General features: G+C 73.3%; 17 protein-coding genes. 8 read left to right on the forward strand and 9 right to left on the reverse strand.

Going from position 1 to position 15,639, the window contains the following annotated elements:
- Positions 1-59: 59 nt before the first annotated feature.
- The 3 genes from H537_RS45900 to H537_RS0127790 all read right to left on the reverse strand — a co-directional run bounded on the left by H537_RS45900 (position 60) and on the right by H537_RS0127790 (position 2,785).
- Positions 60-1,187, reverse strand: a complete 1,128-nt coding sequence (locus H537_RS45900) for a DNA topoisomerase IB (RefSeq protein WP_043460336.1) — start codon at positions 1,185-1,187, stop codon at positions 60-62.
- A gap of 16 nt (positions 1,188-1,203) precedes the next feature.
- On the reverse strand, positions 1,204-2,205 hold the full coding sequence (locus H537_RS0127785) for a DUF4142 domain-containing protein (protein ID WP_029000468.1): 1,002 nt from the start codon (positions 2,203-2,205) through the stop codon (positions 1,204-1,206).
- Between the two features lie 127 nt (positions 2,206-2,332).
- On the reverse strand, positions 2,333-2,785 hold the full coding sequence (locus H537_RS0127790; RefSeq protein ID WP_043460339.1) for a PA2169 family four-helix-bundle protein: 453 nt from the start codon (positions 2,783-2,785) through the stop codon (positions 2,333-2,335).
- 111 nt (positions 2,786-2,896) lie between these two features.
- Here H537_RS0127790 and H537_RS45905 point away from each other — a divergent pair, with 111 nt between their 5' ends.
- On the forward strand, positions 2,897-4,150 hold the full coding sequence (locus H537_RS45905; RefSeq protein WP_051243367.1) for a glycosyltransferase: 1,254 nt from the start codon (positions 2,897-2,899) through the stop codon (positions 4,148-4,150).
- Positions 4,147-4,926, forward strand: coding sequence for a DUF2334 domain-containing protein (locus tag H537_RS45910; protein ID WP_169517104.1), 780 nt, complete (start codon positions 4,147-4,149; stop codon positions 4,924-4,926). The genes H537_RS45905 and H537_RS45910 overlap by 4 nt, the downstream gene beginning before the upstream one ends.
- A gap of 59 nt (positions 4,927-4,985) precedes the next feature.
- Here H537_RS45910 and H537_RS0127805 read toward each other — a convergent pair whose 3' ends face one another.
- The gene (locus H537_RS0127805) at positions 4,986-5,222 is read right to left on the reverse strand and encodes a hypothetical protein (protein WP_029000470.1); all 237 of its coding nucleotides are present in this window, start codon (positions 5,220-5,222) and stop codon (positions 4,986-4,988) included.
- Between the two features lie 140 nt (positions 5,223-5,362).
- Between H537_RS0127805 and otnI the strand changes: the two genes are divergently transcribed.
- The gene (gene otnI / locus H537_RS0127810) at positions 5,363-6,160 is read left to right on the forward strand and encodes a 2-oxo-tetronate isomerase (protein WP_029000471.1); all 798 of its coding nucleotides are present in this window, start codon (positions 5,363-5,365) and stop codon (positions 6,158-6,160) included.
- A gap of 49 nt (positions 6,161-6,209) precedes the next feature.
- On the opposite strand, the gene H537_RS45915 is transcribed toward otnI, so the two are convergent.
- The 4 genes from H537_RS45915 to H537_RS0127830 form a co-directional block, all read right to left on the reverse strand.
- On the reverse strand, positions 6,210-6,755 hold the full coding sequence (locus tag H537_RS45915; RefSeq protein WP_051243373.1) for a phosphatase PAP2 family protein: 546 nt from the start codon (positions 6,753-6,755) through the stop codon (positions 6,210-6,212).
- Positions 6,739-7,899 (reverse strand): glycosyltransferase family 4 protein, encoded by a 1,161-nt coding sequence (locus tag H537_RS0127820; protein WP_029000472.1) that lies wholly within the window; start codon positions 7,897-7,899, stop codon positions 6,739-6,741. Before H537_RS0127820 ends, H537_RS45915 begins: the two co-directional genes overlap by 17 nt.
- 80 nt (positions 7,900-7,979) lie before the next feature.
- Positions 7,980-9,047, reverse strand: coding sequence for a hypothetical protein (locus H537_RS0127825; RefSeq protein WP_029000473.1), 1,068 nt, complete (start codon positions 9,045-9,047; stop codon positions 7,980-7,982).
- Between the two features lie 65 nt (positions 9,048-9,112).
- On the reverse strand, positions 9,113-10,360 hold the full coding sequence (locus tag H537_RS0127830) for an AI-2E family transporter (RefSeq protein WP_029000474.1): 1,248 nt from the start codon (positions 10,358-10,360) through the stop codon (positions 9,113-9,115).
- A gap of 129 nt (positions 10,361-10,489) precedes the next feature.
- Here H537_RS0127830 and H537_RS45920 point away from each other — a divergent pair, with 129 nt between their 5' ends.
- On the forward strand, positions 10,490-11,542 hold the full coding sequence (locus tag H537_RS45920; RefSeq protein WP_051243376.1) for a YihY/virulence factor BrkB family protein: 1,053 nt from the start codon (positions 10,490-10,492) through the stop codon (positions 11,540-11,542).
- Between the two features lie 30 nt (positions 11,543-11,572).
- Here H537_RS45920 and H537_RS0127840 read toward each other — a convergent pair whose 3' ends face one another.
- Complete coding sequence (locus H537_RS0127840) at positions 11,573-11,866, reverse strand: BON domain-containing protein (RefSeq protein WP_238446836.1); 294 nt, start codon at positions 11,864-11,866, stop codon at positions 11,573-11,575.
- 312 nt (positions 11,867-12,178) lie between these two features.
- On the opposite strand from H537_RS0127840, the gene H537_RS0127845 reads away from it, so the two are divergent.
- The 4 genes from H537_RS0127845 (at position 12,179) to H537_RS0127860 (ending at position 15,603) form a co-directional block, all read left to right on the forward strand.
- Positions 12,179-13,105: a manganese catalase family protein gene (locus tag H537_RS0127845; protein ID WP_029000476.1), complete on the forward strand. Its 927-nt coding sequence runs from the start codon at positions 12,179-12,181 to the stop codon at positions 13,103-13,105.
- A gap of 3 nt (positions 13,106-13,108) precedes the next feature.
- Positions 13,109-14,032, forward strand: coding sequence for a ZIP family metal transporter (locus H537_RS0127850; protein WP_051243379.1), 924 nt, complete (start codon positions 13,109-13,111; stop codon positions 14,030-14,032).
- Between the two features lie 194 nt (positions 14,033-14,226).
- A complete protein-coding gene (locus H537_RS0127855) occupies positions 14,227-14,886 on the forward strand; it encodes a phosphoribosyltransferase (RefSeq protein ID WP_029000478.1) in 660 nt (219 codons plus the stop codon).
- A 51-nt stretch (positions 14,887-14,937) separates the two neighbouring features.
- Positions 14,938-15,603 carry a dienelactone hydrolase family protein gene (locus H537_RS0127860; protein ID WP_043460346.1) on the forward strand — a complete coding sequence of 222 codons (666 nt, stop codon included), beginning with the start codon at positions 14,938-14,940 and terminating at the stop codon, positions 15,601-15,603.
- Positions 15,604-15,639: the final 36 nt, after the last annotated feature.

Below are 15,639 nucleotides of genomic sequence, written 5' to 3' on the forward strand. Positions count from 1 at the left end.
AGGGGTCTGCACTTCGGATAGGGCAGCAGGGACCCTCCGCCAAGGCAAGGCGTGTGCCTTCAGCGCGCAGCCGCCGAGGCGCTGGAAGGTGCGGACGCCACCATCTGTGAGCGCCGGCTTCGCTGCTGCCGGCCCTCGCCGCGCGGATGTTCCAGGAAGCTCAGCAGCCGCCACTCGTCGGCCTGCAGCCCGCCATGGGCGCGCACCGACTCGCCCAGGCGCCGGCACAGCGTGGCGGCGGCCTGCTCGTCCTCGGCCAGCGCCAGCACGGCTGGATGCACGTAAGCCTTGCGGCAGACGGCGGGCGTGTTGCCCAGCCGGCGCGCCACCTCGGTGATCACCGGAGTCAGCCTGGGGGCGCCTTCGCATTCGCGGCAGGCCACGCGCATCAGCTCCAGCGCCTGCACGCTGCCGTGCCAGGTGCGGAAGTCCTTGGCCGTGAAGCGCTCGCCCGCGGCCTCTTCCAGGTAGTCGTTGACCTCCGACGATCCCACGGCATGGGTCTCGCCGTCCTCGCCCACGTAATGGAACAGCTCCTGGCCAGGCAACTGCTGGCAGCGGCGCACCACGCGCGCCACCTGCGGGTCGTTCAGCGCCACCTCGTGCAGCACGCCGTGCTTGCCGCGAAAGCGCAGCCTGAGCTGGTTGCCGCGCAGCCCGGCGTGGCGGCGGCGCAGCGTGGTCAGGCCGTAGGAGCGGTTGCCGCGCGCGTACTCGTCGTTGCCCACGCGCATGACGGTGGTGTCGAGCAGCCGCACGAGGGTGGCGAGCACCAGCGTGCGCGAAGGGCCGGCGCGGGTGCTGGCCTTGAGGTCCGCCGCCACGCGGGCGCGGATGCGCGGCAGCGCCTGGCCGAACTCGCGCAGGCGCTCGAACTTGTGGTCCTCGCGGTGGGCGCGGAAGTCGGGGTGGTAGCGGTACTGCTTGCGCCCGCGCGCGTCGCGCCCGGTGGCCTGCAGGTGCCCGTTGGGCCGCGGGCAGATCCACACGTCGGTGTAGGCCGGCGGGATGGCGAGCTTGCGGATCCGCTGCAGCCGCGCCTCGTCGGTGACCTCCCGTCCCTGAGGGTCGAAGTAGACGAAGGCATCGCCGCAGCGCTCGCGCCGCAGCCCGGGCAGGGTGTCGTTCACCCAGACCAGCCCCGCCGGCAGCGGCGCGTCGGGCGGCTGCTGCGGCAGGGCGGACATGGCGTGATGCCTCGGCTCAGCGGCTGTTGGCTCCGGGCAGCTTGCGGGCTTGCGCCAGGTGCGTTTGCAGCGACTTGAGGTTCTGCTGGATCCAGGCCTTGAGTTCCGGGTCCTTGGCGTCGCGGGCGGCCTTCTCGAAGCGCTCGATGTTGCTTTGGTGGTCCTGCACGCCCACGGTGTTGACGAAGGCGGTGTCGAAAGGTTCGCTGCGTTCCAGGCGCTCGATCACGGTCTGCCGGTCGGGCGGCATCTGCTCGGGCAGGTCGATGCGGTGCCGGCTGGCCAGCGACTGCAACTGCTCCTGCGCCTTGGCGTGGTCGCGTTCGATGCGCTGGGCGAAGTCCTTGACGGCCGGGCTCTTGGCGCGTTCCTGGCCCAGCCTGGCGGCGGCCATCTCGTACAGGCCCAGTCCCGCAGTCGTCTGCACGAAGGTGCGCTCGGCGCTGTTCAGCGGGGTGGCTGAAGTGTCCTTGCCGTCCTTGGCCGCCTTGGACGGTGCGTCGCCGCCCGGCGCGGCTTGCGTGCGGCTGCTGCCCGCGGCCGGGGCGCCCTGGGCCAGGTCGCCGGCGCCGGCGGCCATGGAGGCCGCGCTCGCGGCCGGCACCGCGACGCCGGGCGGCGCGGCCGTGCCGGCGGCGGCGCCGGTGCTGCGGCCAGGCTCGCCAGCGGTGCTGCCGTGTGAATCGGAAGGGGTGGCGCCGCCCGTGGCCATGCCCGCGCCGGCGCCCAGCGGCGCACCGGTGGAGCGGCCGGCCGTGGGCTCGCTGCCGGCGGACACGGCCGGGCCCGAGGCCTCGGGCAGCGTGCCGGAAGGGGTGCCGGGCGTGGTGGTCGAGCCCGCACCACCGGTACCGGTGGCGGTGCCGGTGCTGCCGGTGATGGTGCCGGCGGCCTGCTCGCGTTCCCCGGTGGGCGGGCGGTTGTCCTCGGTGACCTTGGGCGACTTGGGGTCGCAGCCGGCCAGCAGGGCCAGGCCCAGCAGGGCAGCCAGCGGCAGCGTCCGGAAGCAGACGTTCATGGCTTGATGGGGTGGGTTACTGCAGGTGGGCAAGGGCCGCGTGGGTGGCGGACCGGCCGCCGTGCGGGCGGCGGCCGGAGATCGCCACGGTGCGCGCGGCTGACGCGCCCGTGGCGAGGGTGGGCGGTCAGCTCGCGGCGCGCAGACGGTTGCGCAGCTCACGTACCTGGTCGTGGTTGCGCTTCACACCTTGGTACTGGCGATCCACCACCGCGTGCACCTGCGGCGGCAGCGGCTTGGCCAGTGCGTTGCGGTAGCTCGTCAGCGCCGTGTCCTCGCCACGCTCGCACTCCTCCATGATGGCCTTGTCGTCATAGGTGGAGAGCGTGGCCTTCACGGCGACCCAGCCGCGGTGCATGGCGCCCAGCGCGCTGCCGCCGGTGTCGGCTTCGCCGCCCAGCTGCGTCACCAGGGACTGCAGCTCGGTGGCGCCCTTCTGGCAGTCGCCGGCGCGGTCCAGCAGCAGCGACTTGAGTTCGGGCGACTTTGCGTGCTCGGCGCTGGTGCGGAAGCCGTATTCGCCGTCCTTGCAGGTTTCGATCAGGTCGTTGAGGGTGTCGATGACTTCGTCGTTGCTCATGGAAGTGGCTCCTTGGATGCGGGTGGTCGCTTTCAGGCAGGCAGCGTGCCCAAGGGGTTGCTGCGCCGCGGCATGGCACTTGCATCCCGGGCGCGCATGAGAGCCCCGCACATGCCTGCTTCCGCCCGCCACGATGACGACGATGCGGCCTGCCACGTGGTGGACAGCACCATGTTCTGGAGCCCGACGGGCGGTGGGGTGCGTCGCTACCTCAAGGTCAAGCACGACTGGCTGGCGCGGTACCCGGGCTGGCGCCACACCATCTTCGCCCCTGGGGCGCGCGGCTGGGGCCTGGAGGATGCGGGCGGCCTGCCGCTGCCGGGCCTGGGCGGCTACCGGTTGCCGCTGGACCGGCGCGGCGCGGCGCTGCGCATCGAGCGCCTGGGGCCCGACCTGATCGAGGCCGGCGACCCGCTGCGCCTGGGCTGGGCCAGCCTGGACGCGGGCCAGCGCCTGGGCGTGCCGGTGCTGGCCTTCTGCCACAGCAACGTGATGGAGGTGGCGGCGCGGCTGGTGGGCGGGCCCGCGTGGTGCCGCGGCGCCATCCGGCGTGCCGTGGGCGCGTACCTGGGACGCATGTACCGCGACTTCGACCTCGTGCTCGCGCCCAGCCGCTGGATGGCCGATCAGCTGCGCGCGCTGGGCCTGCTCAACGTCGAGCAGCAGCCGCTGGGCGTGGACAGCAAGCTGTTCCATCCCTCGCGGCGCGACCCTGCGCTGCGCGCCGAGCTGGGCATCGGCGAGGACGTGCGGCTGCTGCTGTTCGCCGGCCGCTTCGCGCCGGAGAAGAACCTGCCGCTGCTGGCCGACGCGGTGCGGCGCCTGGGCAAGCCCTACCTGCTGCTGGCCGTGGGCGACGGGCCGCTGCCGCCGCACGGCCCGCGCGTGCGCCGTCTGCCTTTCGAGCCGCGCCCGTCGCAGCTCGCACGGCTGATGGCCACCGCCGACGCCTTCGTGCATGCCGGCGACCAGGAGAGCTTCGGGCTGGCGCCGCTGGAGGCCATGGCCTGCGGCACGCCGGTGATCCTGCGCCACGCCGCGGGCTTGGCCGAGCTGGCCGAGGGCGGCTCGGGCCTGGCCGTGGACAGCGACCGGCCCTCGGAATGGGCGGAAGCGATTGCGGCATTGTTTGCCGTGGACCATGAGCCGTGGCGCAGTGCCGGACGCGCCTGCGCCGAGCGCCACGACTGGGAGACGGTGCTGCCGCAATTGATGACGCGCTACCACCGGCTGCTGCGCGGCAGGCGCCTCACCGGCGAGGAGGCAACGATGCCGGTGGCGCATTGGCATGGCCTGCCCACGGCCAAGGAACAGGGCTTCGAAAGCGCCTCATGGTCCGAAGTGGGCCGCTCGCGCTCGGGGTGAGCGCCGCGCCGGCTGCGCTGCCGCGCGACGCGCTGGCCCCCGGCGGCGCGCTGGCGCTGGTGGTGCACGACGTGGCGCCGGCCACCTGGGAGCGCTGCGCGGCGCTGCTGCGCGAGGCGCGCGCGCTGGCGCCGCTGCCCGCCACGCTGCTGGTGGTGCCGCGCTGGCACGGGCAGCCCTCGACGCGCGGCTTCGAGGCGGCGATGGGCCAGGCGCTGGCGCAGGGTCACGAGCTGGCGCTGCACGGCTGGAGCCACGTGGACCCGCTGCCCGCGGCCGGGGCGCTGCAGCAGCTGCGGCGGCGCTTCTACACCGCCGGCGAAGGCGAGTTCGCGGCGCTGTCGCGCGCCGATGCGGCGCGGCGCCTGGCACTGGGGCGGCGCTGGTTCGAGCGCCGCGGCTGGCCGCTGCACGGCTTCGTGCCGCCGGCTTGGCTGCTGGGCGCGGACAGCGCACACGCCGTGCAGGAGGCCGGTTTCGAGTACAGCTGCACCCTGGACCGCTTCATCGGGCTGCGCGGGCAGCCGCCGCTGCCGGCGTGGAGCCTGGTGTTCAGCACCCGCGCGGCGTGGCGGCGCGGCTTGTCGCGGCTGTGGGTGCCGCTGCTGGCGCGGCGGCTGCGGCAGGCGCCGCTGCTGCGCTTCGAGCTGCACCCGGACGACGTGGTGTACCCGGCAGTGCGCCGCTGCTGGCTGGGCCTGCTGGCGCAGGCGCTGGAGGAGGGACGGCAGCCGCTGCTGCTGCGGGAGGTGGCGGGAAGGCTGCCCCGGCCCTGAGGCGCGGGCAGCAAAAAGCCCGGCGGGGCCGGGCTTTCGTGCTCTGGATCAGCGGCGCGTCATTGCCGCGTGAGCACCACGTCGCTGCCGTGGATGCGCATCGAGCCGTCGGGCATCACGTCCAGCGGTTCGCCGGAGTCCAGGCGGTACTCGGCCTGGCCGGTGGGCTCCCAGTGCTCCTCGGCACCGACGAACACGTCCTCGCGCAGCATGTGCTCGTAGCCCTTGACCTTGTAGCTCTTGCCCTGTGCGTCGTGGGCGCTGAAAGTCTCCAGCAGATGCAGCTTGCGGTCCATGGTCACCTCCTTGTGCAGCGGACGGCGCGGCCGTCCGGACGTTCGATCGTAGGCAGTCCGCAGCCCGGTGCAAACGGGCGGCCCACGACGGCGCTGGAGAATGCGGGCTTGCCCTTGGATCCCGCACTCGGAGGACCGCCTTGCCCCGCTTCGCCGCCAACCTCTCGCTGATGTACACGGAACACGCCTTCCTCGACCGCTTCGAGGCCGCGGCGGCCGACGGCTTCGAGGCTGTGGAGTTCCTGTTCCCTTACGCCTTCGAACCGGCCGAGGTGGCCGAGCGGCTGCGGCGCCACGGGCTGCGGCAGGTGCTGTTCAACGCCCCACCGGGCGACTGGGACGCGGGCGAGCGCGGCATCGCGGCGCTGCCCGATCGGGTGCAGGAGTTCCGCCAGGGCTTCACCGAGCAGGTGCTGCCCTGGGTGAAGGCGCTGCGCTGCCCGCGCGTGCACGTCATGAGCGGCCTCATGCCGGAGAAGCTGCCGCGCGAGGCGATGGAGATGACGCTGCTGGCCAACCTGCGCTGGGCCGCGCAGTTCTGCGTGGAGCACGGCTTCGAGATCCTGATCGAGCCGCTGAACCCGCGCGACATGCCGGGCTACCTGCTGCGCACGCAGGAGGACGCGCACCGCCTCGCGCAGCAGGTCGACAACGGCTTCGTGAGGGTGCAGTTCGACCTCTACCACTGCCACCTCACCGAGGGCGACGTGGCGGGCCACCTGCGCCGCTGGCTCCCCACGGGCCGTGTCGGCCACATCCAGTTCGCGGGCGTGCCGGACCGGCACGAGCCCGAGAGCGGCGAGCTGGATTTCCCGGCGCTGTTCGGGCTGATCGACGAGCTGGGCTACCAGGGCGTTGCCAGCGCGGAGTACCGGCCGCGGGCGGGGACGTCGGCGGGGCTGGGGTGGTTCAGGGATTGGAAAGCCGCCCACGGCTGAGCCGCCGGCCAGGCGGTCGAGCGCGCAACCAGCCGGCCGGCACCGGCGTTCACCACGGCCACAACGCCAGCAGCGCTCCCGCCGTCACGAAGCCGGTGAGCGCGCCGGCGAGCACGTCGCTGGGGTAGTGCAGGCCCAGCACCACGCGCGAGGCCGCCACCAGCGCCGTGAAGCCCCAGGCCAGCGGGGCCCATGCGGGGTAGTGCCAGCTCAGCAGCAGCGAAAAGCTCACCGCATGCAGCGTGTGGCCGCTGGGAAAGCTGTAGCGGTCCAGCGGCCGGGCACAGGCGCGGATGCCGGGACAAGACACGCAGGGCCGTTCGCGCCCGGTGCGCAGCTTGGCCCAGCGGTACAGCACCACGTTGAAGACGCCCGCCGCACCCATCTGCAGCGTGCACACCAGTCCGTCGGGGTTGCCGCCCAGCCAGGGCAGCACCAGCATCAACGCGTACCAGAGGCCCCCGTCGCCCAGGCGGCTCGCCACCACCAGCAGCCGCAACAGCAGCACCTGCTCGGCGCCGCGGTGCAGGCGCCGGGCCCATTGGCGATCGATTTCCAGCCAGCGCGCACGGCTGGCTTCAGGCCATGGCCACATGGGGCAGCCGCGCCGGCAGGGGCAGCAGCGCGATCTGCGCCAGGCGCTGCTCGAAGCGGCCGAGGACCTGCTCCCAGCCCGCCTGCAGCGCGGCCTGGCGCGCCGCGTGGCGCAGGGGCGCCAGCAGCTCGCCCATCTCCGCGGCCCGGATGGCAGTGCGGATGAAAGCCTCCTCGTCGTCGGGCGGCACCAGCAGCCCGCTGACGCCGTGGCTGATGTGCTGCGACGCGGCGGCCAGGTCGATGGCCACGACCGCCAGCCCGCTGGCCAGCGCCTCCAGCGTCACGTTGCCGAAGGTTTCGCTCTGGCTGGGGAAGAGGAACAGGTCGGCGCTGGCGTAATGGGCCGCCAGCGCCTCGCCCTGCAGCGAGCCTACGAACTCCGCTGCCGGGAAGTCGCGCTCCAGCCGCGCGCGCAGCGGGCCGTCGCCCACCACCACCATGCGCGTGCGCGGACGCAGCCGCCGGGCGGCCTGGAATGCGCGCAGTGCCAGCAGCACGTTCTTCTCCGCCGCGAGGCGGCCCACGTAGAGCATCACGACCTGGTGCGGATCGGGCGCGTTCCAGCGGGCGCGCAGCCCGGCACTGCGGCGCTCGGGCGTGAAGAGCTGCGTGTCCACGCCGCGCCCCTGCACCTCCACGCGGCAGAAGCCGCTCAGCCGCAGCTGCCGCGCCAGCGCCTGCGTGGGCACGAAGCTGCAGCTGGCCTGGTTGTGGAAGCGGCGCAGGCACGCGGCGATCAGCGGCTCGGCCCAGCCCAGCCGGTAATAGCGGCTGTAGTGGTGAAAGTTGGTGCGGAAGTCGGTGCTGACGGGCAGGCGCAGCCGCCGCGCGGCGTGCACCGCCGCATGCCCCAGCGGCCCGGGCGTGGCCACGTGCACGATGTGCGGACGCTGCGCCTGCCAGTGCTCGACGAAGCGTGCACTGCGCGCCATGCCGAAGCGCAACGCGGGGTACATCGGGATGGGCAGCCCCAGGGTGCGCCACTCCTGCGCGTCGTCCCGCGGGGCCTCGCCGCGTTGGCGGGGCCGGACGAGCTGCAGCTCGTGGCCGGCGTCGCGCAGGAACCGCACCGTGCGCTCCGTCGTCAGGGCCACGCCGTTAAGCTCCGGCGGGTAGGTCTCGGTCACGTAGGCGATGCGCACGGCGTTCGAGTCGGTTGCGGCAGTGATGGCGTTTCAGCAGATACCGTTCCCGCCGGTGCGCTCAGCCCGCGTGACGGTGCTTAGGCCACCACGCCTGCACCCGCCGCATCGAAGCGCCGCTTGAACTGCAGCTCGAACGCTGCCCCCGCCTCCGGGTCCAGCAGCACCGGCGCGGGGTCGTCGCACAGCCGCGGCGTGCCCAGTGCGGCCCACAGGCCGTCCACCACCACCAATGCCGGGCCGAGGGGTGGAGCGTCCGGCGAAGGCGCCCGCGGCCAGCCGCTCATGGCGCGTCCCGGCGCGGCGCCCTGCAGCCGGCAGTCGGCGCCGGCGCGCTGCAGCAGCGCCAGCGCCCGGCCCGGGCGCGACAGCAGCAACTGCACGTCCACGCCGCGCCATGCGGCCTGGTAGAGCGCGCGCAGCAGGGCAGGGCCGGGCTTCTCGGCCGGGCCCAGGGCGAGGCGGATGCGCGACTGCGCGACAGCCAGCGCCTGCAGCAGCGCCCCGCGCAGCGCCTGCTGGGCGCCCTGCGGGTGCGCCGGCGTCACGGCCACCAGGCGCTGCGCGCCAGCCACCGGCTGCAGCAGGGGCGGCGGCAGCGCCAGCGCCGGCTGCAGCCGCTGCGTCCAGTCGTACAGGAAGGCCTGCTGCAGCGTCGGCACCACCGGGCCTTCCAGCAGCAGGGCCGGCGCGCGCGTGCCGCCGGGGGCGATGAAGGCACGGCGGCCCTCGGCCACCAGCAGCGGCAGTGCACTGCGGTGTTGCGGCCACGGCCACCAGCGCTGCCAGCGCGGCGGCGTGCCCAGCAGCGCACCGGCCCGGCGCAGCGCCTCGGCGCCGGGCGCCAGGTGGGCGCCGCCGCGCAGCGCCAGGTGCACGCCGCGCCGCGCCGCGGACAGCAGCGCTTGGTGCAGCGCCGTGGGCGCGTCGCGCAGCAGGGCCTGGTCCAGCTGCAGCTGGCGCCGCGAGCGCTCCACCGCATCCAGCAGCGCGGGCAGCGCCTCGTCCAGCCAGCGCGCCTGGTTGCCGGCGCACAGCGGCTGGCCCAGGCACTGCACCAGCGCCCGCGCGTGGCGCTGTTCCGCTTCGAGCTCGGCGTGCCGGCGCTCGCGGGGGCGCGCCGTGCCGGAGGAGTGTTGCGAGGCCATGGTTTCGGGGGCTTTTCAGCAGCCGGCATGCCTGTCATGGCAGCCGTGGCCTGCGCGCCGGGCAATCAGCCGGTCTGCCCGCGCGGACGGCGGCGCTTGTGGCGCAGCAGCGAGGCCAGCGAGGGCGGCGGGCGGCGGCTGCCTTCGAGGTAGACGCACAGCAGCCGCAGCCGGCGGTTGCGCTTGCACACGCTGCGCAGCCCCACCAGGATCGGCACGGCCAGCACCGCCCCGGCCACGCCCCACAGCCAGCCCCAGAACATCACCGACAGGAACACCGAGATCGGGCTCAGCGACAGCCGCTTGCTCACGAACACCGGGCTGACCACGTTGGCCTCGATGGCGTGGATGAGCACGTAGGCCCCGGCCGGCGCCACCAGCAGCGCCGAGTCGCCGAAGCTCAGCAGCCCGGCCGTGAGCAGCAGCAGCACGGCCACCAGCGGGCCGATGTAGGGGATGAAGTTCAGCACCCCGGCCAGCGTGCCCCACAGCACCGGGTTGGGCAGCCCGATCCAGGCCATGGCGCCCCCCGTGACCAGCGCCACGCCCAGGTTGATGATGCTCAACGCGCCCAGGAACTGCCCGATCTCCTGCTGCGCGCTGCGCACGCCCGCCACCACCAGCGCCCGCGTGCGCCGGCGCGGGATGGCCTCCACCGTGCGCGAGAGCATCCAGTGCTCGGAAGCCAGCAGGAAGTACAGCAGGATCACCGTGGAGGCGGCCGAGACGCCGAAGCTCAGCACGTGGCCGAGCACCAGCCGCGTGAGCGTGACGCCCTCGCTGGCGAGCTTGTCCTTGATCGGGTCCGCCGGCGGCGGCACGTTGCTGCGCGACACCGGCGGGCGCTCGGGCGGTGCCAGGATGGGGATGGCGTGGCGCAGGCGGTCGATCTGCTGCTCCACCGCCGACATGACGCTGGGCGCGCGCGCCCACCACTGCGCCGCGGGCGTGACCAGCGCGCTGCCCAGCAGCGCCGTGCCGCCCAGCAGCGCCAGCACCAGCACCAGCGCGCCCAGCACCTCCGGCACGCCGTGGCGGCGCAGCGCGCGCACCTGCGGCGACAGCAGGAAGGTCAGCACCACCGCCACCACCAGCGGCACCAGCAGCGGCTGCGCGATCTTCATCAGGAAGATGGTGGCGATGGCCAACAGGCCCTTGAGCGCCGGGCTGCCGTGCCAAGGCACGGGGGCCGGCGTGGCATCCGCCGCGGGCACGGGCGGCATCGCGGCTTCCGCGGCGGTGTCCAGGGCTTCAGCGCCGGCCATGCCGGCCAGCGCCGCGGGGTGGGTGAGGGAGGCGGGATCGGCGCTCATGGCGGCATGCGCGGGCCGCGGAACGGAGGACGGCGCATGCACGGCTCGCTCGGCGGAAAAGGTGAATCGTTCCGGCTGACCAGCAGCTTTCATGCCATTGCGGGCACGCCATCTGCAGGGGTTTGGCACATGAGCTTCGTTACCTGGCACCGCCATGCCTGGCACCAGCTGCCGCCGCGGCTGCGGCACACGCTGGTATGGGTGTGGGCCTCGGCACAGCGCTGGATCGACGCAGCCGGGCCGCAGCTCGGTGCCTCCATCGCCTTCTACACCATCTTCTCGCTGGCGCCGCTGCTGGTGATCGCCATCGCCATTGCCGGCGCGGTGTTCGGGCAGGACGCCGCGCGCGGGCAGGTGGTGGCGCAGATCCAGGACCTGGTGGGCCTGCAGGCGGCGCAGGCGATCCAGGCCATGATCGAGGCGGCCTGGCGCCAGCCTGGCGGCGGCCTGGCCGCCGTGATGGGCGTGGCCACGCTGCTGGTGGGCGCCACGGGCGTGTTCGCGGAGATGCAGCGCGCGCTCAACGCCATCGGCCACATCCGCCCCAAGCGCACCGGCGTGAGCGCCATGCTGCGCGTGCGGCTGACGGCCTTCGCGCTGCTGCTGGGCTTCGGCTTCCTGCTGATCGCCTCGCTGCTGGTGAGCGCCGTGCTGGCGGGCGTGCTGCAGGCGATCTCGGCGCGCTACCCGGCGCTGGCGGTGCTGGCGCGGGTGTCGGAGCTGGGCGTGTCGTTCGTGGTGCTGAGCGTGGCCTTCGGCTCGATCCTGCGCTGGCTGCCCGACGAGGCGCCGTCGCGGCGCGCGGTGATCATCTCGGCCTGCGTCAGCGCGGGGCTGTTCGTGGTGGGCAAGACCTTCATCGGCATGTACCTGGGGCGCGCCTCGGTGGCGTCGAGCTACGGTGCGGCGGGTTCCTTCGTCATCGTGCTGATGTGGGTGTACTACTCCTCGCAGATCCTGCTCTTCGGCGCCGCGCTGGGCCGGGAGTGGGACGCGCGGCAGCGCCGCAAGGCGGCGCACGGGGCGGCCCATGCGCATGCCCGTCCGGGCTCGGAGCCGGTGCCCGGCGTGCCGGGGGCCTCGGGTACTTCAGGGGCTCCGCCGCGCCGGTTGCAGGGGCAACCGGGCGGCGGGCCGCAGCGGGTGTCGTCCGCGCAGGGGCAGCGGGCGCGGCGTCACTGAGGGCTCGCCACGACCGCGCGGCGGGCCGCCTTACTGCGGCGCCCGCACCACGATGTTGTTGCGCACGTCCTTCACGTCCGGCACTTCGCGCACGATGCGGCTGGCCTCGGCGCGTTCGGCTTCGCTGGTGGCGAAGCCCGAGAGCTGCACCACGCCGTTGAGCGTGTCCACGTTGATGCGCATGGCGCTGACCTGCGGATCCTTGGCCATGCGCGCCTTCACGCGCGAGGTGATGGTGGCGTCGTCCACGTACTGGCCCACCGTGCTCTGGCCACTGGTGACCGCGCAACCAGCGGCACCGAACAGCAGGCTCACGGCCAGCATCGAGGCGGCGAAGGGGGAGATGCGGCGTTGGGACATGGGGAAATTCCTCCTGGTTCTGGTCACCGGCAACAGCACCGGCGATTCCGAGGCCCACAAGGCAAATGCCGCGCCCAGCCCTGGCTCGAACCCGCCGCGCAGCCCGGGTTTCCCCTGTGTCGCGCGGGCATATCCCCCTAGGTATGGGGCTTGCCTCCAATCCCGACAAGTGCCTTTGGCGCCGGGGCTCGTTGAGCCCTGGCGGCCGGCGCTGCATTGCCACCCCCTTGCAACCCCCAGCGGGCGCGAGCGCCCGCATCGCACAGGAGTTTTTCGATGTTTGCCCACAACAAAGCCTTGCAGTACACGGTCCGGGTCAGCGAAACCAATCCCGGCTTGGCGAACCTGCTGCTGGAGCAGTTCGGCGGTCCGCAGGGCGAGCTGGCTGCGGCCGGCCGCTACTTCACGCAGTACCTGGCCGAGGACGACCCCGGCCGGCGCGACATGCTCATCGACATCGCCACCGAGGAGCTCAGCCACCTGGAGGTGATCGGCACGCTCGTGTGCATGCTCAACAAGGGCGCCAAGGGCGAGGTGTCCGAAGGCGTGGACCAGGAAGGCGAGCTCTACCGCAAGATCTCCGGCCGCGGCAACGACTCGCACGTCACCCAGGTCCTCTACGGCGCCGGCGCGCCGCTGACCAACTCCGGCGGCGTGCCCTGGACGGCCGCCTACATCGACACCATCGGCGATCCCACCGCGGACCTGCGCTCCAACATCGCCGCCGAGGCGCGCGCCAAGATCATTTATGAGCGCCTGATCAACCTCACCGACGACGCCGGCGTGAAGGAGGCCCTGGGCTTCCTGATGACGCGCGAGATCGCGCACCAGCAGAGCTTCGAGAAGGCGCTGTACTCGATCCAGGACAACTTCCCGCCGGGCAAGCTGCCGGGCATGCCGCAGTTCACGCAGGTGTACTACGACATGTCGCAGGGCGAAGGCAACGCGCGCGGGCCCTGGAACAACGACGAGAACTTCCAGGTCGTGAGCGAGCGCAGCCAGCAGATCGGCGTGGACGGCGCCGGCGGCACCTTCGACGTGCGGCTGACCTCCACGGAAGCCAAGATCGCGCAGCAGCTGATGATGCGCACGCGCTCGGCGCAGGTGGGCGACCCGATCACCGGCGCCGAGCTTGGCAGCGACGGCACGGCGCCGCGCTCGCCGCAGTCGGCACAGCCGCCCAAGTCCGGCCAGCAAGGCTAAGCCATGGCGGCCGAGCAGCATCCCGTCGGGCCTGGAGCCCATGCGCTGGGCCCGGCGCTCAGGCCGCGGCAGCGGCTGGGGCTGCTGCTCTTCGCGGCCGGTTGCCTGGCCGGCGGCGTCTTGCTGTGGGAGTCGCTGGCCGATTGGCCGCCGGCGGTGCGGCAGGCGCTGCTGGCCGGCAGCCTGGCCGCCGCGGCCACGGCGCTGGGCACGCTGCCGGTGCTGCTGGCCCAGCAGAGCTCCACGCGCACGCGTGACACGATGCTGGGCTTCGGCGCCGGCGTGATGCTGGCGGCCTGCGCCTTCTCGCTCACGATTCCGGCGCTGAACGCCGCGAAGAGCCAGGGCGCCGGGCCGTGGCAGGCGGGTGGCATCGTGGGCGGCGGCATCGTGCTCGGGGCGCTGCTGCTGCTGGCGCTGGACCGCTGGCTGCCGCACGAGCACTTCATCAAGGGCTTCGAGCGCGACAACCCGCGCGCGCACGCACTCAAGCGCACGTGGCTGTTCGTGTTCGCGGTGTCCCTGCACAACCTGCCGGAGGGGCTGGCCATCGGCGTGGCTTTCGCCGGCACCAACCCGGTGAGCGCCGCGGCGCTGTCCACCGGCATCGCGATCCAGGACGTGCCCGAGGGGCTGGTGATCGCGCTGGCGCTGCAGGGCGTGGGCTACGCGCGCGGCTTCTCGGTGTTGCTGGGCGCAGTGTCGGGATTGATCGAGCCCGTGGGCGCGGTGCTGGGCGCGGCGGTGATCGGGCTGTCGGCGGGCCTGCTGCCCTGGGGCCTGGCCTTCGCGGCCGGGGCGATGCTCTTCGTCATCAGCCACGAGGTGATCCCGGAGTCACACCGCGCAGGGCACGAGGGTCACGCCACGATGGGGCTGATCATCGGCTTCGTGCTGATGATGGTGCTGGACACGGCGCTGGGTTGAGGCGGAGCCAGGGACGCCGCATCCCGTTGGCCGAGACGTTGCGCACCCTGATTCGTCATTCCCGCCTTCGCGGGAATGACGAGGTCGTAGGCGGCCTGGAGCAGCTCACGGCTGTCGGCTGATTTGCACCGTTCGAGGCTTTCCGAACTAGGCACCGCGCTTGCCTCGCGCTGCGGGAATCAGCCCCGTGCGCCATGCCCACGCTCCAGTACCTCGATCGCCGCGACGCCGGCCGGCGTCTGGCGGCGCTGTTGTCACCCTGGCCGGGCGCCACGCCGCCGCTGGTGCTGGCGCTGCCGCGTGGCGGCGTGCCGGTGGCTTTCGAGATCGCCCGGGCGCTGAAGGCGCCGCTGGACATCCTGCTGGTGCGCAAGCTGGGCGCGCCGCACAACCCGGAGCTGGGCCTCGGCGCGGTGGTGGAAGGCGACCCGCCGCAGCGCTTCCTCAACCCGGAGCTGATGGCGCTGGTGCAGCCCTCCGACGACTACGTCGAGGCCGAGGTGGCGCGGCAGCTCGCGCGCATCGAGGAGCAGCGGTTGCGGCTGCGCGGCGGGCGTCCGCCGACGGCAGTGGCGGGGCGCGAGGTGGTGCTGGTGGACGACGGCATCGCCACCGGCGGCACGGTGCGCGCGGCGCTGCAGGCGCTCGCCGGTGCGGGCGCGGCGCGCACCGTGCTGGCCGTGCCCGTGGGTCCGCCGCAGACGCTGGCGCAGCTGCCGCTGGCCGAGGGCGACGTGGTGTGCCCGCTGCAGCCCTACGACCTGGGCGCGGTGGGGCGCTTCTACCTTGACTTCGACCAGACCGAGGACGAGGAAGTCGTCCGCCTGCTGGACGAGGCCGCCCACTCCGGCTGAACGGCGCGCATTCACCCACTCATTCATTCATCACCCAGGAAGGACCCCGCCATGCAACCTCCAGCCGCCGCCACCGTGGCTTCCGCCGCCACCGAGCAGCCCGTGACGCTGCCGCCGCATGGCCTGCCAGGCCTGCTGGTGCTGCCGCCGCAGCCGCGCGGCGTCGTGCTGATCGCGCACGGCAGCGGCAGCGACCACCTGAGCCCGCGCCATCGCCACACGGCGCAGGTGCTGGCCGAGGCGGGCCTGGCCTCGCTGCGGGCGGACATGCTCACGGCACAGGAGTCGCTGGACCGGCGCAACACCTTCGACATCCCGCTGCTGGCCACCCGCCTCGTGGAAGCGGCGCAATGGCTGCAGCAGCAGCCGGGCACGGCCGGACTGCCGCTGGGCGCCCTGGGCGCGAGCACCGGCGCGGCGGCGGCGCTGCTGGCAGCGCATCACCACGGCGCCATCCGCGCGGTGGTGTCGCGCGGCGGGCGGCCGGACCTGGCGGGTGCGGCACTGGGCTCGCTGGACATTCCCGTGCTGCTGATCGTTGGCGAGCGCGACACCGAGGTGCTGCCGCTCAACGAGCAGGCGCGGCAGGCGCTGGGCGAAGCCTGCGAGCTGCTGGTGATCCCGGGCGCGACGCACCTGTTCGACGAGCCGGGAACGCTGGAGGAGGCGTCGAAGGCGGCGACGGGGTGGTTCGGGCGGCGGCTGGGTGGGGGCTGAAAGACGCCATCCCCGTCAGGCCGGCGATCTCCGCAC

Origin of the sequence: Azohydromonas australica DSM 1124, assembly GCF_000430725.1 — a bacterium.
GTDB classification, from domain to species: Bacteria; Pseudomonadota; Gammaproteobacteria; order Burkholderiales; family Burkholderiaceae_C; genus Azohydromonas; species Azohydromonas australica.